Below are 25,559 nucleotides of genomic sequence, written 5' to 3'. Positions count from 1 at the left end.
ATAGATAAAAAACATATCCTATAAGTAAATACATGTTATTTTTAAAGATTAGGAATTTTGTTTATAGATAGGACATTTCGGTATAAACTAGGGATAGGAATAGCAACAATCGTAAGTCTGCTACGAGAGTATGATCTTCTTAGAGTGGAGGCGCGGACTTGATTTTAGCAGATAAGAGCAGAAGCTTTACTAAGGCTTATCACATGTATAATCGTTGGTTGTTACGCCGATCTTTCGAGCAAATCTATCTGGATGATCGTGGAAGAATGGCGGAAGGACGACCTACTCTTTTTATCGCAAATCATAGTAACTGGTGGGATCCTTTGCTGGTACTACAGTTAAATGGAGACATTTTAAAGAAAGATATGTATGCGATGATGGCCCCAAAAGGGTTAAAAAAGGAGTTCCGCTTCTTTCATAAGTTAGGCGGATTTTCTGTGAATCCAGATTCGACAGTCGAGATTCAACGATCGCTCCGGTATTCTGTACAACTTTTATCAGAGGCGGCTAATCGAGCATTATGGTTGTTTCCTCAAGGAGAAATGCAACATCAAGAGATTAGGCCGATTCAACTGATGAGTGGACTTGGATCGATTGTGGAGCGGATGTATGATCTACAAGTGGTTCCGGTTCTATTTTATTATACCTATGATGGAAACCGAAAACCCTCTGTATATATTCGTATTACAGATGCCTTAGTGCTGGACGAGGAGTGTCGAAAAAGGAAAATTGCCACACGAATCGCTCAAGAAGCATTACAAACTCGATTAGATCATCTCCGTCAGGAAGTTATTTCATGTCAGACAACACAGTTTAATCCGTGGATGAAAAGATGGAGTGTTTTTACATTATTCGAGACGACCATTTTACGGTGAAATGAGGAAGGGAAGTATGATCTTATGAAAAAGGGTGTGGTGATTGGTGGAGGAATTGCAGGGCTTGTATCGGCTAGTATTCTCTCTGCACAAGGATTCGAAATCACGCTCCTCGAACGGAATGAGCAATTAGGTGGGAAACTGCAGGATGTTCGCATGGGCGAGTATCAGTTTGACTTTGGCCCCTCTATGATTACGATGCCGTGGGTTTTCGAGCAGGTATATCGCGAGGCGCAATGTACACTCGATCCAGAGCTCCGTTTCCAGCCGCTTATGATTAATAGTCGAAACTTTTTTCTAGATAGTAAGTATATCGATCTCACGGCAGATCCAGAGTACATGGCTCATCAGATGGGGGAGTTATGCCCAGAAGATAGGCAAAGTCTGGTTGCGTACTTGCATGAAACGAAGAGAATGTATGAAGTGGTAGAGGAGATTCTATTAGATCATTCTTCTATGGAGTGGAAGGATTTTCTCAATCCGAGTATGACGAAGGCTTTATTTAGCGTTCATGCCTTTCAAACGATGGATGCCTTTCATAAACGCTACTTTGAGGATTCACGCCTTCTAGCGATGATGAATCGCCATGCTACTCAAATCGGTTCATCTCCCTATCAGGTTCCGGCAACGATGGCGTTTACTGCGTATTTGGAGATGGTTCAAGGAGTCCACTATGTAGAGGGTGGAAACTATCGATTGATTGAGGCATTTGCTCGTTTGGCAGAGGATTCAGGGGTAGCTATATGTACGCAGTCTGGGGTCGAGGAAGTGCGAATTGAAAATGGACAAGTTCGGGGGGTTCGATTGGAAAACGGCGATGATATATCTGCCGACTTTATCATTTCAAATGTAGATGTACGAACGATGCAGGAGTCTCTTTACCCAGAGAAGCATCGGAAAACGGAGCGGGCTGAACCTACAGTATCTAGCTTTTTGATGTTACTAGGTACGGATCGAAAATGGCCTCATCTTCACCATCATAATCGCTTTTTCCCCGTTGATTCTGGACGTGAGTACATTGATGTTTTTGAGCAAAAGAAATGGTCCTATTCTCCTATGATCTCTATCTGCAATTCTAGCTATACGGAGCCAGAGCGGGCCAAGCAGGGCACAGGAAGTAACCTATCTATCATGGTTCATGTTCCTGCTAATAGAGGGAATCAACGAGATGAAAGCTGGTTTGAACGATATTATCAATATCGGGATGAGCTAATCTATCAACTGGAAGGCACATGGGGGCTGGAGGGACTAGAAGATTCGATTGAAGTTCAGCAGTTATACGGCCCAAAGGAGATAGAGGCGATGTCAGGTGCGTGGCAAGGTTCCTTGTATGGACCTGTATTACATGGACGTAAAGCGTTTCTGCGTCCTTCGATGAAAGAGAGTCGTTTTCAAGGGTTGTATTACACAGGAGGCTCAACACATCCAACTGGTGGTGCTCCGATGGCTGCGATCAGTGGTATGACAGTAGCGAAGATGGTACAACAAGATGCGGAGCATAAAATGAAAGTGAACGTATAAACATTCCTTAATCGGGCTGTTCCTGTAGAGGAGGTTGTGATAAATGGAAAGTTTGGCGTATGTGATTGTCGGATTTTGGTTGACTCTTCTATTTATTGCATTGCTGATTAGTTTTGTATGTACGCGCTTTTTTTTCAAATGGAGATATCTAAGCCTTTTGATCTCCTTCCTTATCCCTATGCCTCTATACATGGATTCGGCAAAATGGGGCGTTTTCTTATTCTTCGGAGGGATTCCCACTGGTATAAGTTTCCTCACCATTTGGCTCACAACAAAATGGATGAATCGAAAACAAAAAAGCGATCGTTCTGCCTGATCAGCAGAACGATCGCTTTTTTCTCTATCTCTATGAATGGGTCTTATTTGATTCGTTGTCATCTTTGTCGTTTCCATTTAGGGAGCGACGAAAGTTTTTAATCGTTTCTCCTGCGGCCTTACCTAGTTCAGGCAATTTTTTTGGACCCCAAAGGAGAAGTGCGACGGCGATTAAGATTAATACACCTAATGGCTTTATCATCATTCCTTCAACTCCTGTCATGTGTACCCAACGACATTATAGTCTAGAATGAAAGAGATGTAAAAGGAAGGTTGTAGAGTTGGCGAATCGAGTCGTTTCTTGACGCTCTAGCAACTTGGGAGTAAAATTAATAGCGTTGAGTCAATGGCTTTACAATAAAATAATTTTCACTGCGAACCATTATGGATGGGAGGCGCAAAAGTGAGTAGTCAGCGCAGTTTTTTTAACCGTCGGTTACATTCCTTGCTTGGCGTAATACCGGTCGGATTTTTTTTGCTTGAGCATTTGTACACAAATTATCTTGCGACAAAAGGTCCACAAGAATTTATCAAGCAAGTTGAATGGTTATGGGGTATTCCGTTTCTACCCGTGCTAGAAGTTTTCTTTATCTTCTTGCCACTTCTGTATCATGGTGTTTATGGATTGTATATTGCTTTTCAGGCGAAAAACAATCTGGAGCGCTTCGGGACGTTCCGTAACTGGATGTTTGTCCTACAACGGATTACAGGTGTGATCACATTAGTGTTCGTGACCTGGCATGTATGGGAAACTCGTCTTCAAGTAGCGTTAAATGATTCTACAGCAGTTGAGCTAACTCGTGATTTTGCTCAATTGATCGCAAATGATGTTACGTTTGTTCTGTATATCATTGCTGTAGTGTCGGCTGTTTTCCATTTTTGTAACGGTATGTGGACATTCCTGATTACTTGGGGAGTCACTGTTGGACAACGTGCACAAAGAGTTTCATTTGCAATCTGTACTTTCTTATTTGTAGTGGTTTCATATTTAGGAATCTCTGCTTTGGTGGCTTTTTCGAAAGCTGATTTCCTCCAACATTTGGCACTGAAGTAGAAGGGAGCTAGTCCAAAATGAATGAAAAAATTATCATTGTCGGTGGCGGACTTGCAGGTCTCGCAGCTGCCATGAAAGCATCGGAAACAGGAGCTAGAGTCCAAATTTTTTCTATTGTTCCTGTTAAGCGCTCTCATTCTGTGTGTGCACAGGGTGGAATCAACGGTGCTGTGAATACCAAAGGAGAAGGGGATTCTCCTTGGGAGCACTTTGATGACAGTATTTATGGTGGGGACTTCTTGGCGAATCAGCCACCTGTTAAAGCAATGTGTGATGCAGCGCCTGGAATTATTTATATGATGGATCGTATGGGTGTTCCGTTTAACCGTACGCCAGAAGGTCTTTTGGATTTCCGTCGTTTTGGTGGTACCAAGCATCATCGCACTGCATTTGCAGGGGCAACGACGGGTCAACAGCTCCTATACGCATTAGATGAGCAGGTTCGTCGTTATGAAGCAGAAGGCCGTGTTGAGAAATTCGAGCATTGGGAGTTTCTAACTGCAATCATCGATGATGAAGGTGTATGTCGCGGGATTACAGCACAAGACCTACGTACAGGAGAGATTCAATCTTTCGCTGCTGATGCGGTGATTATGGCGACAGGTGGTCCAGGGATTATCTTTGGAAAATCGACAAACTCGGTGATTAATACGGGTACCGCTGCTTCTGCTTTGTATCAACAAGGTGCTTACTATGCAAATGGTGAGTTTATTCAGGTTCACCCGACTGCGATTCCAGGGGATGATAAGCTTCGCTTGATGTCAGAATCTGCTCGTGGTGAAGGCGGCCGTGTTTGGACCTACGATAAAGACGGAAAACCGTGGTATTTCTTAGAAGAAATGTATCCAGCATATGGAAATCTCGTTCCACGGGATATCGCGACCCGTGCGATCTTCAAAGTTTGTGTAGATGATAAGCTTGGAGTAGGCGGAGAAAACGTTGTATTCCTTGACCTCTCTCACAAAGATCCTCATGAATTAGATGTTAAGCTTGGCGGAATTATCGAGATCTATGAGAAGTTCATGGGTGAAGATCCACGCAAAGTTCCAATGAAGATCTTCCCAGCCGTTCACTATTCGATGGGTGGTTTATGGGTTGACTATAACCAAATGACAAACATTCCAGGTCTCTTTGCGGCAGGTGAGTGTGAGTACCAGTATCACGGTGCGAACCGCTTAGGCGCGAACTCTTTACTGTCTGCGATCTACGGTGGTTTGGTGACAGGTCCTAAAGCCCTTGAATATGTGCGCGGCTTGAAAAAGTCTTCTGATGACATTAGCTCTACTGTATTTGAAGCGGCTCAGAAAGAGCAAGTGGACAAGTATGATGCGATGTTTAAAATGGAAGGTACTGAAAACCCATACCAGATTCATAAAGAGCTGGGTGAGTGGATGACTGATAACGTGACCGTTGTTCGCTATAATGATAAGCTACAAAAAACGGATGAGAAAATCCAAGAGCTTATGGCACGTTATCAAAATCTAAACATGGTGGATACGCTTCGAAATAACAACCAAGCGGCACCGTTTACTCGTCAGTTGTGGAACATGCTTGAGCTGGCACGTGTGATTACCTTGGGTGCTTTGAACCGGAACGAAAGTCGTGGAGCACATTATAAGCCTGAGTTCCCAGATCGTGACGATGAGAACTTCCTTAAGACAACGAAGGCCAAATGGTCTTCTAATGGCCCTGTTCTAGAGTATGAAGACGTTGATACCTCTCTAATTAAGCCTCGCCCACGCCGTTATGACGTGGCAAAAGAAGGGGGCGGAAGCAAATGAGTGAGCAAAAGACCATTCGCTTAGTTGTAACCCGTCAAGATGGACCAGACGAAAACCCTTATAAGGAAGAGTTTGTGGTTCCGTATCGTAAGAATATGAACGTCATCTCTGCCTTTATGGAAATCCAGCGGAATCCAGTCAATGCGGAGGGCAAGAAAACGACCCCGATTAACTGGGAATCGAACTGTTTAGAAGAAGTATGCGGAGCTTGTTCGATGATTATTAATGGCCGTCCGCGTCAGTCTTGTACGGCATTGATTGATAACTTAGAGCAACCGATTCGCATCGAACCGATGAACACATTCCCGGTATTACGCGACCTGATCATTGACCGTGGTCGCATGTTTGATGCTTTGAAAAAAGTAAAAGCTTGGATTCCAATCGATGGGAGCCATGACCTAGGCCCGGGTCCTCGTCAATCCGAAGAAGAGCAACAATGGCGTTATGAGCTATCGAAGTGTATGACATGTGGAGTATGTATGGAAGCATGTCCAAACGTCAGTGGCAAATCATCGTTTGTCGGGCCTTTTGCTGTGGGACAAGTTGCCTTGATGAACTCCCATCCAACAGGGGCCATGCGTGCACAGGAGCGGATGGAAGCCCTGATCTCCGATGGAGGACTTCAAGAGTGCGGTAACTCGCAAAACTGCGTACGTGCCTGTCCGAAAGGAATTCCACTAACCAAAGCGATTGCAACGATGAACCGTGCCGCAACAAAGCATATGTTTAAAAAGTGGTTGGACTTTTAATCAAAACAAATGGCAATCAAAAAGACACGATCCGCGGATCGTGTCTTTGCTTTTCCTGCTTACTTTTGTTCTGCCAGTTCTAATTTCTTTTTATAGTTATTAAACCAGATGGTTTGTACAACCGAGAAGCTACTGGAGAAGAACCAGTACAGACCTGCCGCAGATGGGAAATTCATCGTTGCGATGAGGGTAAAGACTGGGAAAATCCACTTCATCATTTTCATTTGCGTTTGCATCATCTGTGCTTGCGGGTTATCTACAGCAGAAGCGCTCGCTTGTTGGGTAGAGATATGCATTTGTAGAAATGTCGCCGCAGCCGCAAGGATTGGAAGAATATGATAGGGATCTGCCGCCCCTAGCTTCAAATATAGGAAATCTGCACCAGAGAGGTGAGGGTTTTTGATAATGGACTGATACAATGCGAAAAAGACTGGCATTTGTAAAAGCAAAGGAAGACAGCCCATTGCTGGATTTACATTGTTTTCGCGGTAAAGACGCATCATCTCTTGTTGCATCTTCTGGGGATCTTTTTTATGTTTTTCTCGTAACTGTGTTAGCTCGGGCTGGATCTTTTGCATGCCCATCATGCTTTTTTGCTGTTTCCATGCGATAGGCAGGATCGCGAAGCGGATGATCAGGGTAAGGGCTAAGATGGCAAGCCCGTATGATCCAATTAGGTTATGTAATAGATCGAGAAGATCAGACAGCGGGACAACAAAATAGCGATCCCACCAGCTATTTTCTGGATCTAGTTTTGTATTGGTACTACAACCTGTTAATACGAGTATCATCATTCCGATTGCGAATAGACTACGTGCTCTCTTGCTCAAGTGTATTGCCTCCTTCAAATGGCAGAACGAATCTAGATTTGTATGGTGCTATTTTACTATATGAAGCAAAGAAAAGATAACTAATTATTCATCTGACCTACCTTAACTTGTATCCCCGTATGGGCAGCCATTTAATCAAAGCTATGAAAAATGTTGTATAATAGGGGAGTTACTAGATTCAATGTAGGAGAGAGGTACAAAATGGGTCGTAAATGGAACAACATAAAAGAGAAAAAAGCATCCAAAGATGCGAATACCAGTCGTGTATATGCCAAATTTGGTCGTGAGATATATGTAGCTGCCCGGCAGGGTGAACCTGATCCACAAGCGAATCGTGCGTTAAAAGTCGTGCTCGAGCGAGCGAAGACATATAATGTGCCAAAGGCAATCATTGACCGCGCACTCGAAAAGGCAAAAGGTGGAGCTGAAGAAAATTACGTGGAGCTTCGATATGAGGGCTTCGGGCCAAATGGGTCTATGGTGATCGTAGATACACTTACCAATAATGTAAACAGGACAGCCGCTGATGTTCGAGCAAAATTTAACAAGGCTGATGGGAACTTAGGTGTAAATGGTTCTGTATCCTATCTATTCGATGCTACAGCAGTCTTTGGAATAGAAGGAAAGACAGCAGACGAAGTGCTAGAGCTATTAATGGAAGCAGATATAGAAGTCCGTGATATCCTAGAGGAAGAAGGATCTGTGATTGTATATGCGGAGCCGGATCAATTTCATCTAGTACAAGAAGCATGTAAAAATGTAGGTATTACCGACTTTACTGTTGCGGAGCTAACCATGCTGGCGCAAAATGAGATCACCTTATCAGAAGAAGCCCAAGTTAAATTTGATAAGCTGATTGAGGCACTGGAAGATCTAGAAGATGTCCAACAAGTGTACCATAACGTGGATGCAGGTGAATAATACAAGTTCTGGTACAACAAATGAATAATGACAAACAGCCAAAAGCCGCTTTGCCTGATGACCATGTCATCAGGCAAAGCGGCTTTTTTCATCTGTCCAATCGCTGAAGGGTCTGCTTTATTTTCATTGATTACGACACGGCCCTGTCAAATTCTACTCATGATGAATAAAATATAGAGTTAATACAATTATTGAATAGTTGAATAGGGGGAGTAAGGCTTGGCTATTGTGGATACTAGTAAAGGCGGATTTTTTACGAAGGATCGTCCCGCACATCTTGGTTTCATTCATATTGATGAGGATAAAGATTCTGAATTTCAATCTATTACTTCAGTTAAAGACCCTCAAGCTGCTCTTGAGCTTCTTAAGTTAACGAAGTATTTCGATCCCGCTGTAAAAATCATTCCAGGAACCGATGAATTTGCAGGGGGCACTGAACTTGATCTTGTTAAAGCTCAACAGTTAGCTCATGCATTACCAGATGGAGAAATGGATTATATTAATAGTATTAAGAAAACAACAACAAACGTAAGGATTGGAAATCATATCGATCGAATATTACCGGACTTAATTAATTGTGTATCAGATATCCTTGTAGATACAGCAAAAGCTGGTCTGGAAGCATTGAAAAAATTTGTTACCGATACTTATACAGACATATCAAAAGAGCAGGGACCAGAAAAAAACTGGGCGATTATTACACGTCAGGCAGATCATGAAATTTCTTATACTTATCAACAGGCTTTTGGTTATCAATCAACTTTAGGGGAAGGATCGGGTGCTCTAAAGCTCGTTCGAATCATGTTCTTATCCTCTAAAGTGAAAATTTCTAAGACGAGTGGAAAGGTATTATTTCTTAACACTGATGACATAGCAACCACTGAGAATGAAACCAAAATTATAAAGGTATATAAGTTATTTGAAGCCACTCCAGATATTCATCTTCCGGTATTTCCAAACATTCATGTTTAAAGCATCTGATGTATGATGTAGAAAATGGAAGACTTCGACCTTGAATTTTTTCAAGGTTTTATTTTTTATCTATTGATCAATAGAGTTTTGTTGAAAAGTGCACCTCTATCTCTCCCTCACATTCGTACATTTTTTTTAAAAAAACAGATCTTATACACAATTCTATTCATAATGAATAAAATATAGGGTTAAGAAAAAATTATATGAACAGGGGGAGTAAGCGATGGCTATTATTGATACTAGTAAGGGCGGATTTTTTACGAAGGATCGTCCTGCACATCTTGGTTTAATTCATATTGATGAGGATAAAGACTCTGAGTTTCAATCTATTGCTTCGGTTAAAGATCCTCAAGCTGCTCTTGAGCTTCTTAAGTTAACAAAGTATTTCAATCCCGCTGTAAAAATCATTCCAGGAAACGATGAATTTGCAGGAGGGACTGAACTTGATATAACCAAAGCTCAACAGTTAGCTCAAGCATTACCAGATGGAGACATGGATTATGTCCATACAAGTAAGAAAACCACGTCAGATCTGAAAATTGGAGATCATATCGATCAAATATTACCAGGTCTAATTGACTTAATATCTGATGTTCTTGCAGATACAGCGAAAACTACTTTAGAAGCACTGAAAAAATTTGTTACCGATACTTATACAAACATATCAAAAGAGCAGGGATCAGACAAAAACTGGGCAATTATTACACGTCATGCAGAGCATGAAATTTCTTACACTTATCAACAGGCTTTTGGTTATGAATCATCTATAGGATCCGGACCGGGTGCTCTAAAGCTTATTCGAATCATGTTCTTATCCTCTAAAGTGAAAGTTTCTAAGACAAATGGAAAGGTATTATTTCTCACAACTGATGACATCGCAACAGTTGAGAATGAGACCAGAATTATTAAGGTATACAAGTATTTTGAAGCCACACCAGAAATCCATATTCCAGCATTTCCAGACATTCATGTTTAAGCATCTTAAAAATATGTTTTATAGATGAAATGTCAATTAGGTAGGGGGCTCGGCTGGCCCCCTACTATTCTATTAAAATCAAAAATGATTTCAAGTAATGGGAAAAAGTGAATTAAATAAAGTGTTAGACTTTCTAAGATTGTTTTTTTATTTGATACACTTTAAAGACACTGGTTGTACTGTCAATAGATGCAATATTAGAAGGCGTTAAAAATAATGGATTTACTTTTAAATTAGTAATAGTGACTTGAGACGAAAGTAACAAGAGCCGAATAAACAGATCCGATTCATAACCAAAAACCTGCTGATAGGTATAAGAAATTTTACCATAGGTAATGGGAATGGTTGTGAGAGTAGGTTGAGTCAAATCTGTAATAACGGTCCAATCTTTCCCTTGCTCTTTGAATAGCTGTGTATCCAGATCACTGACTACTTTTTTCATTGCTTCTATAACTTTTGTCTCTAGGTCTGGAATCACATCTCCTATTGCAAGGGAGGATAATTCGTGTGTGACTTCATCCATATGCTCCGATATTTCCAAATCAGCTATACTCTTGCTAACAGATCGATGGTAATCATAGCCACCATCATCTAACGCGTTAGCTAAGGTGATCACTTTAGCTACATTGAGTCGAGATCCTTTCTGATAAGGACCAGATGTAATGGTTTCTATAGCAGGCTCGAAATACTTTATTAAATCAAGAATTTGTGAATTGAGCTTAGGATCTTGAACTAATGAGGTGGATTGAAATTTGGAATCCTGGTCTTCAGGGACATGAACGACCATGAAATGTGCAGGGCGACTCCTAGTATGAAAACCCATATTGCAATGACTATTCATAATGCATCCCCTTTCAAAAGGATACTATCTCTATAAGCATGCTAAACTTGATGTTCCAATCCATCAGAGCACATCAAATGATCTGAACAGAATTTCCTTTTCTTTCGTGCCCGAGATGTAGGTTTTGTTCTTGTGGAATCAACTTGTGATTTTTCCAATCGACTTTAAATGTTTGATTATACTGAACTACGCCGATGTTTTTGAAGTTTCGTCCGGTATATTTATAGCCTACGCCGATCGAGGTTCTTACCAGTTCATACATATCAACATATTTCAAGTATTTCACGGTTACGTCATAATACGGTTTTGCTTTATCTGAAATGATAATGCTCATCATGTGAGGGGAAAATAGGTTAGCTGGTAAGCCTCTAATTTCGTCCTTTTTATCTAGATTTTCATAAGCTGTACCAGATAGTGTTGTTGTTTCTTTCATAAATAGTTGATTTCCAAAGGCCCCACTCGAACGATCTCTATCAAATTCAGTACGATCATAAGAGTGACCGTATTTATTTAAACTGACCACCCATCCCACATTAGTTGTATCATGATGATTCATTTCTGTTCGATAAAACTTTTGGTCGTAGGAAATACTCGTATTCCAGTTTTTACTTTGGTTGATATTAGGAAATCCATCTTGGAAACCTTCTCTAAGGGTATATCCAATATTATCTGTTACAATCACTTCCTCGGTTCTAACTTGGGGATAAGCTCTAAATATCGTTACGTCTTGCCCTGTGAAAATCTGTGTATGGTATTCAGATGCCCATGCTAAAAAAGCTGTGTTATCATTTATTTCTGCTTGCCAAGCTAGAGCCTCCATGGAACCACCAGTTTTTAATGCTAGATAAGATTGATTCTTGCGATGATCTTCGATAAAGATAGCCTCTAAAGACATGTGAAGAGTTCCCGAAGCATTTGGAGCATGATCATTCGCAATAATCCCTGTTAAAGGTTCATATTGACCTCCAGAATGCTGAAATGTATCAATCCATGTTTTTACATTATCGGAACCATTAGGACCTAATGTTGGAAAGTCAAAATAACTTGTCATAATCTCATCACCTTATAAATGTGCCTTTATATACTGTGAAAAGGCCTCATTGTGCCGACTTGTGTCTAATCGTTCCCGATATGTCATTCCGTCCATTCTGACATGATACTTAGCTTTTTTGTTAATAGTCCAACCTAAAAGCTGTGTTAGATCTTTATATACTTGAATTTCAAAGGCTATGGGAAAAGCATAAAGGTATGGGCCCGTATTTGGACCTTGCTTTAATATAGACATAGCATACGAATAACTGACGAAAGATTCTGTTATATGTCCATATAATAACCAGGGATCTTCTCGTCCTTCAGGGTTACCTATATCAGTAAATGCTGAGGTTACAGCACTCTTTATGACAGCACGATCATCATCAGAAAAATAAAAACCAGCGTCCCGACGAGCGAACATTTCAACATAGTCAACCATTTTTTGGACTAGCGACTCCACAACGATTTCTTTATCATCATCAAAGCCTTGACCAAAAGGCCAAGCTTGACCGTGTCCAGGAAAGTTAGGTGCGTTTTCTGCAGCCTCGTACTGATTAAAAATTGCCAAATATCCACCGCCATCAGCTTGCTTTACTAACTCTAAGTATTCAATAACTGCTTTACTGAATAGTAGCCCCTGATAAGCGTATGAATGATTAGACAGTGCGTTAATCTGATCCATGACCAGACGCGGAGAGTCAGGAGGAATCGATCCACTTTTATGTACTGCACTTAGTCGAAACCCACTTGCTATTGTCATCTTTATACCCCCTTCGTTATGTTATATTTAAATAATGACTGAAATATGTCAATAAAAAAACTACAGATGGGGATAAGCTCACTGTAGATAATAAGTTTATCCCATCTGTAGAGGATCAGAAAAGATATTCCTATTCCATTTTCTTTCTTAATCGATAGGCACTAATCTAGAGTTTTTCCAATCAACATTAAATTTTTGTTTATACTGAACTACCCCAACATTTTGAGTGAGTTGTGCATGATATTTATACACGCCAGCGATAAACGTTCTGTCCAGATAATATGAATCAATATATTTTTCGTACACAACGGTAATAGGATATTGGTCTGTTGTTTTATCCGCGATGATAACAGCTAACATATCAGGAGAAAATAAATAGGCTGGTAAGCCTCCAATTTCGCTTATCTTCCACATATTGTCATATGCTGAGCCAGAAGTGGTAATTGAATTTTTCCAAAATAACTCATCGTCGGTCCTACTGTACGGTCCATCACCATTAGGTTGTCGATACCCATCTAAGCTGACTTTCCACAATGCATTGTCTACACCATGACTAACTAATTCTGTCTTATAAAACTTCTGATTATAGGTAATATTTGTTCCCCAGCTTACCCCCGCATTTATAGAAGGAAGACCATCTTGGAAAGTACCACCAGCATTATATCCAATATTATCTGTTACAGATGTTTGATCAATTTCAGCCTTAGGGAAAGTATTAAATATTGTCGCTAAGTTTGAATTATCCGACTTAACTTGGATCCGATATTCAGATGCCCATGCGAAAGCAGCCGCAGACTCGTTAATGGGAAACTGCCAAGCTGCAGCACTCAATGAACCATAAGTTTTCAATGCTACATAACTTTGATTCATGGAAGGATCATCAATAAAGGTAGCCTCTAAAGCCATGTTAATCGATTGAGTCGGAGGAGGACGGTGAGCAGGATCATTAACAATTACACCGGAATTTATCACTATATATTGACCACCAGCATGTTGGAACCTGTCAATCTTTGTTTTTACGCCATCAGCAGCTTCAAAGGGGCCTTCCGTGTTATATTCAAAATAAACGGTCATAAAAAATTCACTCCTTCTTTAAGATGTGCTTCTGAAATCTCAGAACGATGCGTGCCTTCAATAGAAATTTAAAGTCACCATGTTGTTGAGTTAAGAGCCACTTCGTCCCCGAAGATGATTCTGTTCTTTTATTCTGCAAAATCAAAATTATATTATTCTTTGCCTACTACATTTGTGATAAAAATGAGTCAATTAACTAGAGTTCTTATCTCATGAAAAGAAAAAACTAAAAGCCAGGTTGTTGTCAATTATCCGTTATTACTTCAGTTACAGGTACTAGATTTGTATTGTCTCCAACTTGCATTTCATTGAAGGCGATTTTGTCTGCGATATCCTTCCATAAGCTAGCATCTACTAGTAATTTATTTCTTAAAAAAACAATTTGATTAGTTAGTAGTATAACCTGCTCTTTTTTAGCCATTTTTTCCAGACCAATCGATATGGTTTCCCATGTGCCTTTAATAATTGAAAGTTCGGGTAATACATCCTCTAGTGTGCTAGATAAATCTTCGATTTGATTTTGCGCTTTTTTAATTAAATCGATATAGTCTAATTCCCTTCGTATATCTGCTGGATGCATTTGAAATTGTTGCTTGAATGTGTCAATTTGTTGCCGGCATTCGCTTACGGCATCCGATTGAGTTTTGGCATTACTCAATGTTTGATTTAATCTATCAGTCAATTTCTGTAATTCATTATCTTGTAGATAATTTGATAAAATCGTTTTTAAATTATTTATACTGAGTTGATCCTGCTCTAAATTAGTAATAAATTTAGAAAGTAAATAATAGGTTGCATCTACATTATCAGAGTATTCGTTTGCTTGATTGTACAACTCTTGCATTCTTTTTTTCAGAACAAATAGTTCTTTTGAATTTCTTCTTACAAAGTTAAAATGTTCTGCACATTCTTCATAAATACATGGTGCTTTTGTTGCATAATCAGATAAATCAGATAAACACTGCATCATACTTGGAAAAGTGCCGTCCTTGTAGTTAATAGTATGATTTTTGATTGAGGTATAAACTGGATAGATGTGCTCAAAAATCTCTGGAAGTGTAGCGGTATTTGATACGTTTAAATAGCTTCTCATTTCCGATGAATTTGTTGGTAAGACAACTCCATCCTCCACATATTGATTAATACCTATCCAGCATTTTGGTTGTAAAATGAAACCTTTGCTGATATTTTCACTCATACGTAGCTTCCTCCTTTTTCTCCAACACACGATTTCTCCGAGGTCAAATGTGTAATTATCCAATAATCCATAAGAACCGTTGTCCATCATGATCGCCTCTAAATTCTACATATACATTGATATTATGACTACAAAAAGACAAAAATACCAAGCTCAAGAAGATGGTTGAATCACCTTGAATCCAGAGGCCAATCTTCATTATTAATTTGGTATAGACTTTGTTATCATTGAATACTTGTTAAGAAGGAGTTTTAGCTTAGTATGAAAGGAAGATTGATAATTGTGCCAAATAGATCATCTTTTCCTAGGAAAAATCAGATAAGAAGGTTAGTTTATAAAGTAGTTAGCAACAACGGAGATGGTGCTTATAATTATAGTTCGGTTTATGCAGTGGATCCTGAATATATAGATCAATGTCTACAAATGGCATCGTTATTTGATAGTGCCATTGACCCTAACACTTTTCATTTCGACTTACAAAAAGCGATAGCGATTGCAAATGACCCTGATAATGATTTAACACTTTTAGGTCAGTTAGATACTCAGGTTTATGAAACAAAGTACCTTGAAATTGCAACTATGGCAGATCAAATCATGAACCAACTATCGGATTTTTTAAATGCCCCCTTTCCAGAAGGAGATTTAAAAAACCAATTAACTGCAGCGATGCAAAATACGTTTGCTAACTTAAATACTCAAGAGGACTCTGCTTGGATTTTTTGGAGTGACGAACAGGCTTCTAATACAACTTATTTATACAATATTCTATTTGCAGTCGAAGTTCATACAGTGTCAGGGCCTGCAGTATATGTATGTCCTATGGGGTTTGAAATTTCGGTAGATATTGAAAAGGAAAAGGTATTATTTATAACGATCCATGATTCCCATACATATAGTGTGAGATTACAAGCTGTAAATGCAGCATTTTTTTCAGGTGATATCTGCGATAATTGCTAAGTAGGTTGCAAATTTACTTCCACTACCGACTTAGCTAACACTTGAAGTTAGAGGGGTCTTCCCTAAAAACAGACCTTTAAGTAGACAGTGAGAATTAAGCTCGGTACTGTTTACTTAAAGGCGATTTTATAATGTTTTTAAATATGGAGATGGTATAGATGAGTACTTTGATTGTTTCAAACAAAGATAGTAACAATAAATATAATTTTATATATGCTGTAGATCAAAGTGATATAGATAATGCAATAGAACAAGCTACAGCATATGATGCAGCTATCGATCCTCGAACGAATGGATTTGACTTAAATAAAGGACTGCAAATTGCAAATCGTAATGGAACCCTTCTAGGACAAATAGATCGAACGATTGTTAGTGAAACGATTCAAGTAGATTATATGGTAGATCGGGTAATGGGCATATTAAAGGATTTTCTGAGAGTAGATTTTCCTACAGATCAGATAACTAATGAATTAACTGCAGCTATGCAAAGTACATTTACTAACCTTCATACTCAGGAGGATTCTGCTTGGGTTTTCTGGAGTGACGAAGGGTCTTACAATACGACTTATCTATACAATATGCTTTTTGGTATGTCAACCACCCTTATTGGTCCTGATTATGTATCCGTTGTGCCTATGGGTTTTGAGATTTCAGTTGATATAGAAAAAGAAAAAGTATTGTGGGTAACGGTAAAGGATATTCATCGATATTCAGTTAGATTAACAGCATTACATTCATCAACCTATATTGGTCAAGATTCGTGCTCTAGCCATTCTCTTTGTTGACAGAACTATTTACCACTATAAGAATGAAGATACATTTTTAGTGTAAGGTCTGCTTTTTATGTTAGTTCAGTTTGAATGTTTCCTTGATTTCTACAAAGTTGATAATAAACTCCTTGATTCTTTAGTAGTTCCTCATGCGTACCCATTTCGGTGATTTGTCCCTTGTGCATGACGACGATTCGATCACAATTTCGTACAGTGCTTAAACGGTGAGCGATAATGACCTGGGTGCATTTGAGTTTCGATAAGCTGTGCTGGATATTTGATTCGCGTATGGTATCGAGAGCGGATGTAGCTTCATCGAGAACGAGCATCTTAGGCTGGTGAACTAAGGCGCGAGCGAGTAGCAAACGTTGTCTTTGTCCACCCGAAAAATTTCCGCCCCCCTCTGAAACCATAGTGTGAAAGCCCATCATCTGCTCTACAATATCTGGATATATATCTGCCCTTTTCGTTGCATGGATAATCTGCTCCATAGGCACCTCATCATCTAATAGCGAGATATTTTCTTGAATGGTTCCATGGAACAAACGAGTTTCTTGTAAGACCACCCCTATTTGTCGGCGTAAGGTTTGTAAGTTCATTTCTTGTAGGGGTGTGCCATCAAAAAGGATATTACCTTCTTGGGGATTGTACAACCCTAATAAAACTTTTGCTAATGTACTTTTACCTGAGCCTGATTCACCCACAATCGCGATTTTTTCACCCGGACGAATCGTAAGATTGATTGATGAAAGCACATTTTCACCGAAGTAACTATAGCGAAAGGATACATTTTTCAGCTCAACCCCTCCGAGTAATTGGAAATCCTTTCTTCCACCACTTCCTTCTGGTGTGCTTTCCATGACATCCCGTAGACGGCGAATATAGGAGCCTAGAACAAGAAACTGCGAATAAGTTGAACCAAGAGAGGTAAATGGAATCATAAAGGCTGTTGATAAGGCACTGATTCCTAGGAGTTGCCCGAGTGTAAGATTTCCCTCTAGTACAAAGCCAGCCCCTATCCAGAGGATAAATAGTGGTGTGATAAACTGAATCCCACCACTAATGGTGTCAAATACAGCTGACAACAGACCATATTTTTTATTTGTTTCTAGCTGGTCTTTAAATAAGCCCTGCCACACATGAAATACTTTTTCTTCCGCACCTAATACCTTTACATCACAAATGCCAAAAATATTTTCTGTTAGATAGGCTTGTGTTTTGGTATTGGCGGAAATTTGTTGGTCAGTTAACTTTCGTGTCAGCCGTGTACTCAAGCTGAGAACGACAAATAATAGAGAGCTTAATGAAATAATAATAAGTCCGAGACGCCACTCTTGATATAGGAGTAGACAAGCATACGAAACAACTAAAATGCTGTCAATCACGAGCGAAATCACTTTACTAGACAAGATTTGTCTTATGTGTACATTTGAATTTGCCCGAAAAACGAGTTCGCCACTTTTTCTACTTTCAAAAAACGGAAACGGAAGGTGAAACAATCGGCTAATAAAGGTGGACATTAGCGCATAGTCCATGTTTGTTTGCAATTTCACGATGAAGAAACTCCGTAAATAGGAGAAGATCTGATGGAATAAGAATAAGCCTAGAACCCCGATTCCCAATACAGTGAGATATTCCTTGTTACTAGGGATAATGACTTGATCTGTGATCCATTGTGTTAATTGAGGGATCAAAAAGCCTAGTCCTTGTAATAAGAACGAAAACACAATGAGGCTTGTTATTAACTTCGATTGATCTTGTATAAAACGGAGAAAAAAGCTCCATTTTGACTTCTGATGCCTTGTTTCAAATTTTCCACTCGGTTCCGCTGCAAAAATATAGCCAGAATAATGCTGTTCTACTTCCGATAGTGGGATCTTATGACGTCCATTATCAGGATCTATAATTGTGGCGTTTCTCTTACCTAGACGTTCTAATACTACATAGTGTTGACCTTTCCAATGAAGAATGACTGGTAATGAGGAAGATAGGTCTTCTAAGCTACCTTTATAGACATTGCATTTTAGATGAAAGTCATCCCCTATATCTAACAAATCGGCAAGGGAACTTCCTCTTTTTGATACGCCATAGCGCTCTCGCATTTCTGTTAAAGTAATCTCATGACCGTGGTAATTTAAGAGCATAGCCATCGAAGCCAAACCACATTCACTATGCTCCATCTGTTCGATAAATTTCACACGTTTTGACATGATCTCTCCTCCTTTCACCAGATGCTAAAAGGTTTTCTTTTCAGATTAGCTTTATAACAAGTAGAGTAGGCATACATGGAACTCAGATGCCTACTCTACATTATCTTTTTACTTCACTTCATAAATGGAGGTTGCAGAGATACTACTGACGGAACTTGATCTGGATATGCTAATCTCAGTAATTGATATCCAATTCCGGATAGCCCTAAAAATAAACTGGGTGTTTCTAAGAAATGGGAGACACCTGTGAGATACTTGCCATGCTTTTTCTTGGTTTGAATGACATTGTGCCCAATTGACTGAGCAGATTGAATCCAGTCTTCGCGTTTAAGCGATATACCCGCCATCAATAGTAGGTCAGCATTCCCTAAGTCACCGTGGCACAGAGAGTGAGAAAAGCCGATTCCTTCTTTACTTGTTGTTTCTACAGAAGTAGATATTTCATCGATTATATATGGGTCTTCTTGCAGATAAGGGAGGCAGAGAACACGACCTAAACCAACTCCCGGTGCACCGTGGCACCATTGTACTGGGGAAGATGATCCTTTTTCATGGCGAATATCCCGCCAATTTTTCGTCGACTCATCATATAAGGAACGATCATACTGGAGGGCCTTTAAGCCCCATTCGTGATATTTATCATGACCCGAAACATTGGCAAGTCGAAGAAGTGACCAAGCAATTCCACTCGTTCCATGAGAGAAGCCACCAAGTAAAGCCTTATCTTTGCCAGTATGCCATGCAACCCCATTATCAGTTTGAATCGCATGTTTGATTAAGTGATTTCCAACCTTTTGAGCGATGAGCAAAGGGTGTTCCCAATTAAATTGCTCAGCTATATTTAATAGCACATGAATAATCCCCGCGCCACCGTAGATGAGATCAAAATGTTGATCTTGCTCTATCTTTTGCTCTATGTTTGGAAGCAACTCTTTCATAGAAGACATCCATTCTTCTTTTTCTCCATAGAGAGCTGTCATATGAGAGAGAGTATAGAGAATCGATGATTGTCCAACAAAAGCATTCGCATCTTGTATAAGTGGCCCCGCGTTACATGCAGTCTGCAAGGCTGCCTTTGCTAAGTTGCCAAACTCACGATTTTTACATATTTGATCTAAGTAGCTGTAGAACAACGCCATTCCACAAACCCCATTGTATAAACCAAAATCCATAGGGGCGATCGTCCACAAATTGTTGGCAGTTGGTGCTAAACCTATCCAGGTTACATCATTTTTATCTCCATAAATTGCCCTTTTTGAAAGATAGGATCCGATTTTCTCCGCTTCTTCGACAAAGGATTGGACAGGTAAATCCGTATGTTTTATAGGATCAGGAGTAAAATCATATTGTTTGATTTGCAGGTGAGTTTTGGATTCAATCCCACCTAGAATGGAGGCGGTAATGTAACTTGCTTGCCTCTCTATCTCATCAGGGGTTAAGCTCTTTATTCGTCTTATCACCCTCTGATAGCTAGATTCTTTGAAGAAGTTAGGGATGATTTTACCTGTACTGCTATAAAGATCTGTATCATCAATCATCGCCGTAAATAGAGGAATATCTCCTTCTAATAAATCTTCAATCTCGTAAGGAATGGCTTCATCATGCATTTGAGTAAACCAAAGTCGATCTAATAACTTTTCACGTTCTAAGGAGTCTTCCAGATAATCAGGGTGCTGGGTTTCTAGCAGGAAGTCGGCATAAAACTGTGTATTACGTAACACGATTCGAACTTGATCTTGCTTAAAGGAGGCAATCGGTCCCTCATCACTAAGTAGTTTGACTTGATGTTCCTGTATGAATTGACAGGCTTGTTTAAAGCCACTCACTATATATTCAACATAAGGCTTGATATCGATTAACTGATCATGTAAGCGTGGCAAATTCCCACTTAATCGTAAAATGGCATTTTTTCGAACATAGCGCATCTGATCTGTTCCGTATTCTTCTACTTGCAAAATAGGAGTGGGGTATTCTTGTTCTCTTCCTCCTAAGCCACTAACATCAATCCCTTTTCCATCCTTATCACTAAAATGGAATAGAGGAAGTAGGGCAGTCTTCAGCACTGAATTTGCCAATCTATCATTTGCTTTTACTTGTGCAAGCATTTCCTCTGCCACGTTTGGAGAGGAAGAGTTATGAAAGAGGGTCTCCAAGTCGATTAATATCGGATTCTCTCCATTTGCAATCATATTTTCATAATGGAAGTCGATGCCGTACAGTGAATAGACAACTGCTAATAAACCGCCGAATCGAGTATAAAAGCGTTGAACTTCTTCTGTAGAGGAGCAACCTTTTTGAGTGACAACCTCTTCCCACGCATAGTGGTTCTTATTTAGAACTTTATAACTCGATAACGGAGGAGTGAAACCACATCCGTTTAACCAATCCAGTACCTGGTGGAAATGATTCGATACGGTGAGATTTTTTGGTTTATAAATCACCTGCTCCGATTCAAACTGAAAGTGCATTACCGTTCTACACCTTTGGTGTGAATCTCCCATTCCTGCTGAAATCGCGGTGAGAGGTTTATCTTGTATGTTAAATTCTTGTAGAATTTGTTTTCGGTCGTTGAGATATCTTGTAATCGCCTCTGTGATCGCTTCCATAAAGTGATGGGTTCGGATCATGAGAAGACGAGCAAGGGTTGGGTACTCACTGTATATAAATTCAAGATGATCGGGATTCATTATTTTTTTCTGTATGAATGACTGAAAGCGTGCTTCCGGGGTATCTCCTTCTAACTGCCCCATCTCTCGCTCAATGTGTAGTTCTAAGACGAAGGTTCTTCCAGCTATTATGTTTAGCCCATCTACCAAATTACCTAAGATTGAATCTAAGACCGTATGAATTTGTATGTATGGATCGACTTCTGAAATTTGCCCGAAATAATCAGTTAATCTTTTCTTTGCCCATAGTACAAACGGGCGAACTGTGAATTGAAGTCCCTTTTCAATATCCTCTGGAATCGGTGTAACTCGATTTAATTGAAGCGCCTCCTCCAACCAATCCATCCACGGGAATTTCGAATGATGCAAGGTTTTCATTTCATTGATCCAATGATCACTACTCATTTCATATAGTGCGCTTTTAAACCTTTGCATCTCCAAATCGGTAGCAGATAATCTATTTGCTAATGTCTTTTCGTCTAAGAATGATACATTTTGCCAATCATGAATCACTTTTTCTGCATCAATCGAATCCACCTTTTTTTGTCCGAGATTCGGTAGGTGATCGAATCGTTCTTTTAAAGTAAGCGACCTATATAATTGTGTCCGAAAGTTTGTATTCATCATAATTCCTCGCAGATGTGTGAGTTTAGTAGAAACGCGATAGCATATGAAAAATTCATTATGCTATCGCGTTGTAGTGTATTCCAGTAGTTAAATAGGGCTTACTAGCATCTTTTGCATGGAGTTGCGAGAGAACTTTTCATTCCGCAATTTTCATTGATTGTAGCTCGAGCCCAATCACATACTAAACTTGTAAAATCATCAGTTGAGCCATTTCCGCCACTAACACGTTCTAATTCCTCTCGTGAAACTTCCACATCTCTCTGTCCTACTGCAAAATATTTAATTTCTTCTTTGAAATAATTACGAGACATTATAATTCCTCCTCATGGATCTGATATTGATATCACTTTTGGTTTTACCGATAGAGCTTATTAGCATCTTTTGCATGGGGTTGCTAGAGAGCTTTTCATCCCACAGCCATCATTTACTGTAACTTCAATAGCTTTACAAACCATTGTTGTGATAAGTGTGGTGATTTCTTCGTTTGCACCATTTCCGCCGCTAACACGCTCTAATTCCACTCTCGAAATTTCAACATTCTTTTGACCTGCTGGGTCATACATTTGAATCGTTTTCTTTGCATCTTGGCGTGACATTATAACATCCCCTTAATTTAAATTTATGCAACCGACCTAAAGGAGGGTTGATTGCAACTACAGTATAATAGTATTTATTTAATAAATGCAATAAAAATTTTATAATTTATATGTTCCTGCAATTATTTTATTTGTTCATCATAGAAAATAATAAATGGATACACTTGTTGATTGATTAGCGAAAAACGTGATAAACAAAGGGTTTTTTCTATTTATTTGAATCATCTTTGAATAAAAAAACACATGATAATATGCTGGAAATATCAATTAATAAAAAAATATATAAAACGACATGTAAGACCTACTTGATCATTTTTATATCCAAAATTGGATGTGATTTAGTTAATTAGTAAATATTTTTATACACCCTGAAGGAACATTGTCAGTTAATGTCGAATAGTAGTGCTTGATGAGGATAATAAGGTGTTAAGGAGGAAGAGAATATGTATCGAATAGCAGAGCCACCAGACTTCGATTATACAAAATAATCGTTTAATAAATATTTTCTATCTATATTAGAAGGAATATTGTCTATATATGTCGAAATCGGGTACTAGAAGAAAGATGAAAGGGGAATTCGCGATGTATTTGTTTGCAGATCCACCAACAGAGTGCTAATGATGAACAGATAACTGCATAACAAGTGACCATTTTCTAGCTAGGGGGGTGCTTCCTAGCTTTCTTGTTTTGGTGAAGCATGTAGGAGGGAGACTATTGATCATTGAGGGCATAGAGGCTGGAACTGTTTTTTGTTATGAACGGACATTTACGTTAGAAGATGTTCAACAATTTAGTGCTATCTCGGGGGATGAGGGAGATCATCATACGGTGCCTGATGAGTACGGCAAGGTAGTCGTTCATGGCTTCTTGACGGCCACCCTGCCGACTAAAATCGGTGGAGATTTTAATGTGGTGGCGCGCGATTTTACGATGAAATTTGTCAGACCTGTTTTTACAGGGGACACGATTCGATGTGAGGTAACGATGCATCGAATTGAGAAGCAGGAGCAACGATATCAAGTTTCTACTACGTATGTGTGTATGAACCAAGATGGTAAAGAAGTATTGAAGGGTGAAGTACTCGGATTTGTTTATAGCTAAAAGTAAACCAGCAACCTTCTCATACGAGAAAAGATTGCTGGTTTATTTTTTGCTGGCTATTTGGTGCTGCCTGGAAGGGTTTTTTCTACATATTTAGAGAACTCATCATCTATCGTATTCAAGCCTGACAATCGCTTAAAGCTTATGCGGGTACAAGGCGGTCAGATCTTGGAATATACCTTGATTATGCAAAGCTCGAAATAGCTCTTCAATCGTTTCTTCATTTTGTGTGTCAATTGCTTCCATGAGCAATTTCTTTGCTTCTTGATAGGAAGGAGGGGAGGGACTGTATAGAATATCCATAGACACTCCGGGAATGTTTTTCTTTAAAGTCTCTTGACCTGTAAGTCTGTTCGTTAGAACGGATTTGACTATTCCCAAACGTGTTCGCGTATCTCCAAAAATGTTATGTTGGACACACCAATCCCAAAAAGCGTATTTCTCATTTGTTACTTTCGAGAAGGATAAGAATTCAACCATTTCTCGTAATTGAGCCACTTCTTCTTTTAAAAGCTCTAATTCACTTTCAGGCTCTTGGACGTACTTTTCTTTGGCATCTTCCAGTTCTTTTAGTCGACGTTCATATTCGTTCAACTACTTCACCTCTTACTAGACTAGAATAAAAAGAAATTGATAGCCCACTTTATAGCATCTGCGATTTGCATTGCTGTGCCGGAATTCATATTCATTGGACCTTTTAAGAATTGGTACAACCTTGTCTTAATAATTTCCGCAGTCACGTCAGGGATATTGGCTAAATCATCAATTTTGTCAGCAATTGTACCGCTATGCTTTTTGAAAGCCTTCGCCGCTGGACCGTCTAAAAACTTAACCAACTCTCCAACTACACTCCCGCCATGTCGAATAGCAAATGCTACAGCTTCCGCCGCCAACTTGACAAGGTAACCTCTTATACCATTTTGTGTTACTCCGTCCTGGAGTACCTCTGGGTTTGTTTTTACATTCTGGACAATAGGGGCATTGGTTTCTGATGCAAAAGCTTGCAAGCTTGTACCTAGACCAGTAACTAAAACAGAAACAGAAACTGTCAACGTTAAAATATATTTTTTCATCTTTACCAAATTTCTTTTCAAGATAGCCAACTCCTTTTTAAGTGAATAAAAAATACGAAGGACGAGCTATCTAAAATCTTCTACATCCCTCGTATTTACATAATGAAACAACCAATGAAAATACCGTCAGGATAGATCAAATACATCAAGCAACTAGATACGTGCTTCTAAAGGCGGATCGCCTACAAACAGTCTGTACATTGGTCGTGTCTCCTCCTAAGAAAAAATGATAGAGAGGGTAAAGTCTGAGAACAGGTGACAAGTAAATAAATGTCGAAATTAGATAAGTGAGAGAGAAACAGGTCTAATCGGAAAAAATATCATATCCATGTCCATAAAAAATAGTGTTGTTGTCGTCCATTTTGAATGGTTTCCATGTGATGTTTGGTAGATAAATCTTCACTTTCGTGTCAGTAGTGATAACAAGCGTCTGCTCTGTTTTTCTACGACTGGCAATATAGACTGCTTCCGTAGTTTCATCAGATAGTTGGATTGTCCGACGTGCTTCTAGGTCAAACACTTGCTTTAAAGCTAATTTAGAGCATTTTAAGGCTTCTAAAGACTTGGCTTTGATATGAAACCGTAGCATGTTTTTCCCCCTCTTTATCAAGTTTTCACAGTTATTACTGCACAAACTTAGTGTACTAGGATACGTTATTT

Annotated in this window: 26 protein-coding genes; 12 read left to right on the top strand and 14 right to left on the bottom strand. The window is 39.3% G+C overall.

Annotated elements, in window-relative coordinates; genetic code table 11:
* Window positions 1-158: 158 nt before the first annotated feature.
* From BT147_RS11635 to BT147_RS11625, 3 genes are read left to right on the top strand one after another with little or no spacing between them, the layout of a single operon-like run.
* Complete coding sequence (locus tag BT147_RS11635; RefSeq protein WP_083426539.1) at window positions 159-875, top strand: lysophospholipid acyltransferase family protein; 717 nt, start codon at window positions 159-161, stop codon at window positions 873-875.
* Window positions 876-899: 24 nt separating this feature from the next.
* Entirely contained in the window at window positions 900-2,396 is a 1,497-nt protein-coding gene (locus tag BT147_RS11630; RefSeq protein WP_072335423.1) for a phytoene desaturase family protein, read from the top strand.
* A 43-nt stretch (window positions 2,397-2,439) separates the two neighbouring features.
* Window positions 2,440-2,712, top strand: coding sequence for a hypothetical protein (locus tag BT147_RS11625; protein WP_072335420.1), 273 nt, complete (start codon window positions 2,440-2,442; stop codon window positions 2,710-2,712).
* Between the two features lie 30 nt (window positions 2,713-2,742).
* Here BT147_RS11625 and BT147_RS11620 read toward each other — a convergent pair whose 3' ends face one another.
* Window positions 2,743-2,916 carry a twin-arginine translocase TatA/TatE family subunit gene (locus tag BT147_RS11620; protein ID WP_072335417.1) on the bottom strand — a complete coding sequence of 58 codons (174 nt, stop codon included), beginning with the start codon at window positions 2,914-2,916 and terminating at the stop codon, window positions 2,743-2,745.
* A gap of 198 nt (window positions 2,917-3,114) precedes the next feature.
* Here BT147_RS11620 and BT147_RS11615 point away from each other — a divergent pair, with 198 nt between their 5' ends.
* The 3 genes from BT147_RS11615 to sdhB are packed head-to-tail and all read left to right on the top strand — an operon-like array spanning window position 3,115 to window position 6,295.
* On the top strand, window positions 3,115-3,765 hold the full coding sequence (locus BT147_RS11615; protein ID WP_255404704.1) for a succinate dehydrogenase cytochrome b558 subunit: 651 nt from the start codon (window positions 3,115-3,117) through the stop codon (window positions 3,763-3,765).
* A 17-nt stretch (window positions 3,766-3,782) separates the two neighbouring features.
* Complete coding sequence (gene sdhA, locus BT147_RS11610) at window positions 3,783-5,546, top strand: succinate dehydrogenase flavoprotein subunit (protein WP_072335411.1); 1,764 nt, start codon at window positions 3,783-3,785, stop codon at window positions 5,544-5,546.
* Window positions 5,543-6,295, top strand: a complete 753-nt coding sequence (sdhB, locus tag BT147_RS11605; protein WP_072335408.1) for a succinate dehydrogenase iron-sulfur subunit — start codon at window positions 5,543-5,545, stop codon at window positions 6,293-6,295. The genes sdhA and sdhB overlap by 4 nt, the downstream gene beginning before the upstream one ends.
* A 59-nt stretch (window positions 6,296-6,354) precedes the next feature.
* On the opposite strand, the gene BT147_RS11600 is transcribed toward sdhB, so the two are convergent.
* Window positions 6,355-7,125: a YidC/Oxa1 family membrane protein insertase gene (locus BT147_RS11600; protein WP_083426538.1), complete on the bottom strand. Its 771-nt coding sequence runs from the start codon at window positions 7,123-7,125 to the stop codon at window positions 6,355-6,357.
* Window positions 7,126-7,326: 201 nt separating this feature from the next.
* Here BT147_RS11600 and BT147_RS11595 point away from each other — a divergent pair, with 201 nt between their 5' ends.
* The 3 genes from BT147_RS11595 to BT147_RS11585 all read left to right on the top strand — a co-directional run bounded on the left by BT147_RS11595 (window position 7,327) and on the right by BT147_RS11585 (window position 9,994).
* Window positions 7,327-8,046 (top strand): YebC/PmpR family DNA-binding transcriptional regulator, encoded by a 720-nt coding sequence (locus BT147_RS11595; protein WP_072335405.1) that lies wholly within the window; start codon window positions 7,327-7,329, stop codon window positions 8,044-8,046.
* Window positions 8,047-8,274: 228 nt separating this feature from the next.
* Window positions 8,275-9,018, top strand: a complete 744-nt coding sequence (locus BT147_RS11590) for a hypothetical protein (RefSeq protein WP_286119395.1) — start codon at window positions 8,275-8,277, stop codon at window positions 9,016-9,018.
* Window positions 9,019-9,241: 223 nt separating this feature from the next.
* Window positions 9,242-9,994 carry a hypothetical protein gene (locus tag BT147_RS11585; protein WP_072335399.1) on the top strand — a complete coding sequence of 251 codons (753 nt, stop codon included), beginning with the start codon at window positions 9,242-9,244 and terminating at the stop codon, window positions 9,992-9,994.
* Window positions 9,995-10,127: 133 nt separating this feature from the next.
* Here BT147_RS11585 and BT147_RS11580 read toward each other — a convergent pair whose 3' ends face one another.
* From BT147_RS11580 to BT147_RS11560, 5 genes are all read right to left on the bottom strand, one after another.
* Window positions 10,128-10,835 carry a hypothetical protein gene (locus BT147_RS11580; protein ID WP_143187993.1) on the bottom strand — a complete coding sequence of 236 codons (708 nt, stop codon included), beginning with the start codon at window positions 10,833-10,835 and terminating at the stop codon, window positions 10,128-10,130.
* A 73-nt stretch (window positions 10,836-10,908) separates the two neighbouring features.
* The gene (locus tag BT147_RS11575; protein ID WP_072335393.1) at window positions 10,909-11,886 is read right to left on the bottom strand and encodes a leukocidin family pore-forming toxin; all 978 of its coding nucleotides are present in this window, start codon (window positions 11,884-11,886) and stop codon (window positions 10,909-10,911) included.
* 12 nt (window positions 11,887-11,898) lie between these two features.
* On the bottom strand, window positions 11,899-12,627 hold the full coding sequence (locus tag BT147_RS11570; RefSeq protein ID WP_072335390.1) for a hypothetical protein: 729 nt from the start codon (window positions 12,625-12,627) through the stop codon (window positions 11,899-11,901).
* A 147-nt stretch (window positions 12,628-12,774) separates the two neighbouring features.
* Window positions 12,775-13,701 (bottom strand): leukocidin family pore-forming toxin, encoded by a 927-nt coding sequence (locus BT147_RS11565; RefSeq protein WP_072335387.1) that lies wholly within the window; start codon window positions 13,699-13,701, stop codon window positions 12,775-12,777.
* Between the two features lie 244 nt (window positions 13,702-13,945).
* Window positions 13,946-14,899 (bottom strand): HBL/NHE enterotoxin family protein, encoded by a 954-nt coding sequence (locus BT147_RS11560; RefSeq protein WP_072335385.1) that lies wholly within the window; start codon window positions 14,897-14,899, stop codon window positions 13,946-13,948.
* A 261-nt stretch (window positions 14,900-15,160) separates the two neighbouring features.
* On the opposite strand from BT147_RS11560, the gene BT147_RS11555 reads away from it, so the two are divergent.
* A complete protein-coding gene (locus BT147_RS11555; RefSeq protein WP_072335382.1) occupies window positions 15,161-15,856 on the top strand; it encodes a hypothetical protein in 696 nt (231 codons plus the stop codon).
* A 158-nt stretch (window positions 15,857-16,014) separates the two neighbouring features.
* Window positions 16,015-16,641, top strand: coding sequence for a hypothetical protein (locus BT147_RS11550; RefSeq protein WP_072335379.1), 627 nt, complete (start codon window positions 16,015-16,017; stop codon window positions 16,639-16,641).
* A gap of 56 nt (window positions 16,642-16,697) precedes the next feature.
* Here BT147_RS11550 and BT147_RS11545 read toward each other — a convergent pair whose 3' ends face one another.
* The 4 genes from BT147_RS11545 to BT147_RS11530 form a co-directional block, all read right to left on the bottom strand.
* Window positions 16,698-18,836, bottom strand: a complete 2,139-nt coding sequence (locus BT147_RS11545; protein ID WP_072335376.1) for a peptidase domain-containing ABC transporter — start codon at window positions 18,834-18,836, stop codon at window positions 16,698-16,700.
* Window positions 18,837-18,949: 113 nt separating this feature from the next.
* Window positions 18,950-22,126, bottom strand: a complete 3,177-nt coding sequence (locus tag BT147_RS11540; RefSeq protein WP_177239804.1) for a type 2 lanthipeptide synthetase LanM family protein — start codon at window positions 22,124-22,126, stop codon at window positions 18,950-18,952.
* Window positions 22,127-22,230: 104 nt separating this feature from the next.
* The gene (locus BT147_RS11535) at window positions 22,231-22,440 is read right to left on the bottom strand and encodes a hypothetical protein (protein ID WP_072335371.1); all 210 of its coding nucleotides are present in this window, start codon (window positions 22,438-22,440) and stop codon (window positions 22,231-22,233) included.
* 60 nt (window positions 22,441-22,500) lie between these two features.
* A complete protein-coding gene (locus tag BT147_RS11530; RefSeq protein WP_072335368.1) occupies window positions 22,501-22,725 on the bottom strand; it encodes a hypothetical protein in 225 nt (74 codons plus the stop codon).
* Window positions 22,726-23,439: 714 nt separating this feature from the next.
* Here BT147_RS11530 and BT147_RS11525 point away from each other — a divergent pair.
* Window positions 23,440-23,826 carry a MaoC/PaaZ C-terminal domain-containing protein gene (locus BT147_RS11525; RefSeq protein ID WP_286119382.1) on the top strand — a complete coding sequence of 129 codons (387 nt, stop codon included), beginning with the start codon at window positions 23,440-23,442 and terminating at the stop codon, window positions 23,824-23,826.
* A 135-nt stretch (window positions 23,827-23,961) separates the two neighbouring features.
* Here BT147_RS11525 and BT147_RS11520 read toward each other — a convergent pair whose 3' ends face one another.
* The 3 genes from BT147_RS11520 to BT147_RS11510 all read right to left on the bottom strand — a co-directional run bounded on the left by BT147_RS11520 (window position 23,962) and on the right by BT147_RS11510 (window position 25,488).
* Window positions 23,962-24,420 (bottom strand): hypothetical protein, encoded by a 459-nt coding sequence (locus tag BT147_RS11520; RefSeq protein ID WP_072335365.1) that lies wholly within the window; start codon window positions 24,418-24,420, stop codon window positions 23,962-23,964.
* A gap of 20 nt (window positions 24,421-24,440) precedes the next feature.
* Window positions 24,441-24,920 carry a YqxI family protein gene (locus BT147_RS11515; protein ID WP_083426537.1) on the bottom strand — a complete coding sequence of 160 codons (480 nt, stop codon included), beginning with the start codon at window positions 24,918-24,920 and terminating at the stop codon, window positions 24,441-24,443.
* 283 nt (window positions 24,921-25,203) lie between these two features.
* Window positions 25,204-25,488 (bottom strand): hypothetical protein, encoded by a 285-nt coding sequence (locus tag BT147_RS11510; RefSeq protein WP_072335362.1) that lies wholly within the window; start codon window positions 25,486-25,488, stop codon window positions 25,204-25,206.
* Window positions 25,489-25,559: the final 71 nt, after the last annotated feature.

This window comes from Thermoactinomyces sp. DSM 45891 (assembly GCF_900119485.1).
GTDB lineage: Bacteria > Bacillota > Bacilli > Thermoactinomycetales > Thermoactinomycetaceae > Baia.
The sequence above is the reverse complement of the archived record's forward strand: the minus strand, read 5'-3'. Positions and strand labels throughout refer to the sequence as shown.

Bases quoted from the DNA above. Each gene is read 5' to 3' on its own strand.
- BT147_RS11630 (WP_072335423.1), top strand. From the start codon at position 900: ATGAAAAAGGGTGTGGTGATTGGTGGAGGAATTGCAGGGCTTGTATCG.
- BT147_RS11625 (WP_072335420.1), top strand. From the start codon at position 2,440: ATGGAAAGTTTGGCGTATGTGATTGTCGGATTTTGGTTGACTCTTCTA.
- BT147_RS11620 (WP_072335417.1), bottom strand. From the start codon at position 2,916: ATGATGATAAAGCCATTAGGTGTATTAATCTTAATCGCCGTCGCACTT.
- sdhA (WP_072335411.1), top strand. From the start codon at position 3,783: ATGAATGAAAAAATTATCATTGTCGGTGGCGGACTTGCAGGTCTCGCA.
- sdhB (WP_072335408.1), top strand. From the start codon at position 5,543: ATGAGTGAGCAAAAGACCATTCGCTTAGTTGTAACCCGTCAAGATGGA.
- BT147_RS11595 (WP_072335405.1), top strand. From the start codon at position 7,327: ATGGGTCGTAAATGGAACAACATAAAAGAGAAAAAAGCATCCAAAGAT.
- BT147_RS11585 (WP_072335399.1), top strand. From the start codon at position 9,242: ATGGCTATTATTGATACTAGTAAGGGCGGATTTTTTACGAAGGATCGT.
- BT147_RS11580 (WP_143187993.1), bottom strand. From the start codon at position 10,835: ATGAATAGTCATTGCAATATGGGTTTTCATACTAGGAGTCGCCCTGCA.
- BT147_RS11575 (WP_072335393.1), bottom strand. From the start codon at position 11,886: ATGACAAGTTATTTTGACTTTCCAACATTAGGTCCTAATGGTTCCGAT.
- BT147_RS11570 (WP_072335390.1), bottom strand. From the start codon at position 12,627: ATGACAATAGCAAGTGGGTTTCGACTAAGTGCAGTACATAAAAGTGGA.
- BT147_RS11565 (WP_072335387.1), bottom strand. From the start codon at position 13,701: ATGACCGTTTATTTTGAATATAACACGGAAGGCCCCTTTGAAGCTGCT.
- BT147_RS11560 (WP_072335385.1), bottom strand. From the start codon at position 14,899: ATGAGTGAAAATATCAGCAAAGGTTTCATTTTACAACCAAAATGCTGG.
- BT147_RS11555 (WP_072335382.1), top strand. From the start codon at position 15,161: ATGAAAGGAAGATTGATAATTGTGCCAAATAGATCATCTTTTCCTAGG.
- BT147_RS11550 (WP_072335379.1), top strand. From the start codon at position 16,015: ATGAGTACTTTGATTGTTTCAAACAAAGATAGTAACAATAAATATAAT.
- BT147_RS11545 (WP_072335376.1), bottom strand. From the start codon at position 18,836: ATGTCAAAACGTGTGAAATTTATCGAACAGATGGAGCATAGTGAATGT.
- BT147_RS11540 (WP_177239804.1), bottom strand. From the start codon at position 22,126: ATGAATACAAACTTTCGGACACAATTATATAGGTCGCTTACTTTAAAA.
- BT147_RS11535 (WP_072335371.1), bottom strand. From the start codon at position 22,440: ATGTCTCGTAATTATTTCAAAGAAGAAATTAAATATTTTGCAGTAGGA.
- BT147_RS11530 (WP_072335368.1), bottom strand. From the start codon at position 22,725: ATGTCACGCCAAGATGCAAAGAAAACGATTCAAATGTATGACCCAGCA.
- BT147_RS11510 (WP_072335362.1), bottom strand. From the start codon at position 25,488: ATGCTACGGTTTCATATCAAAGCCAAGTCTTTAGAAGCCTTAAAATGC.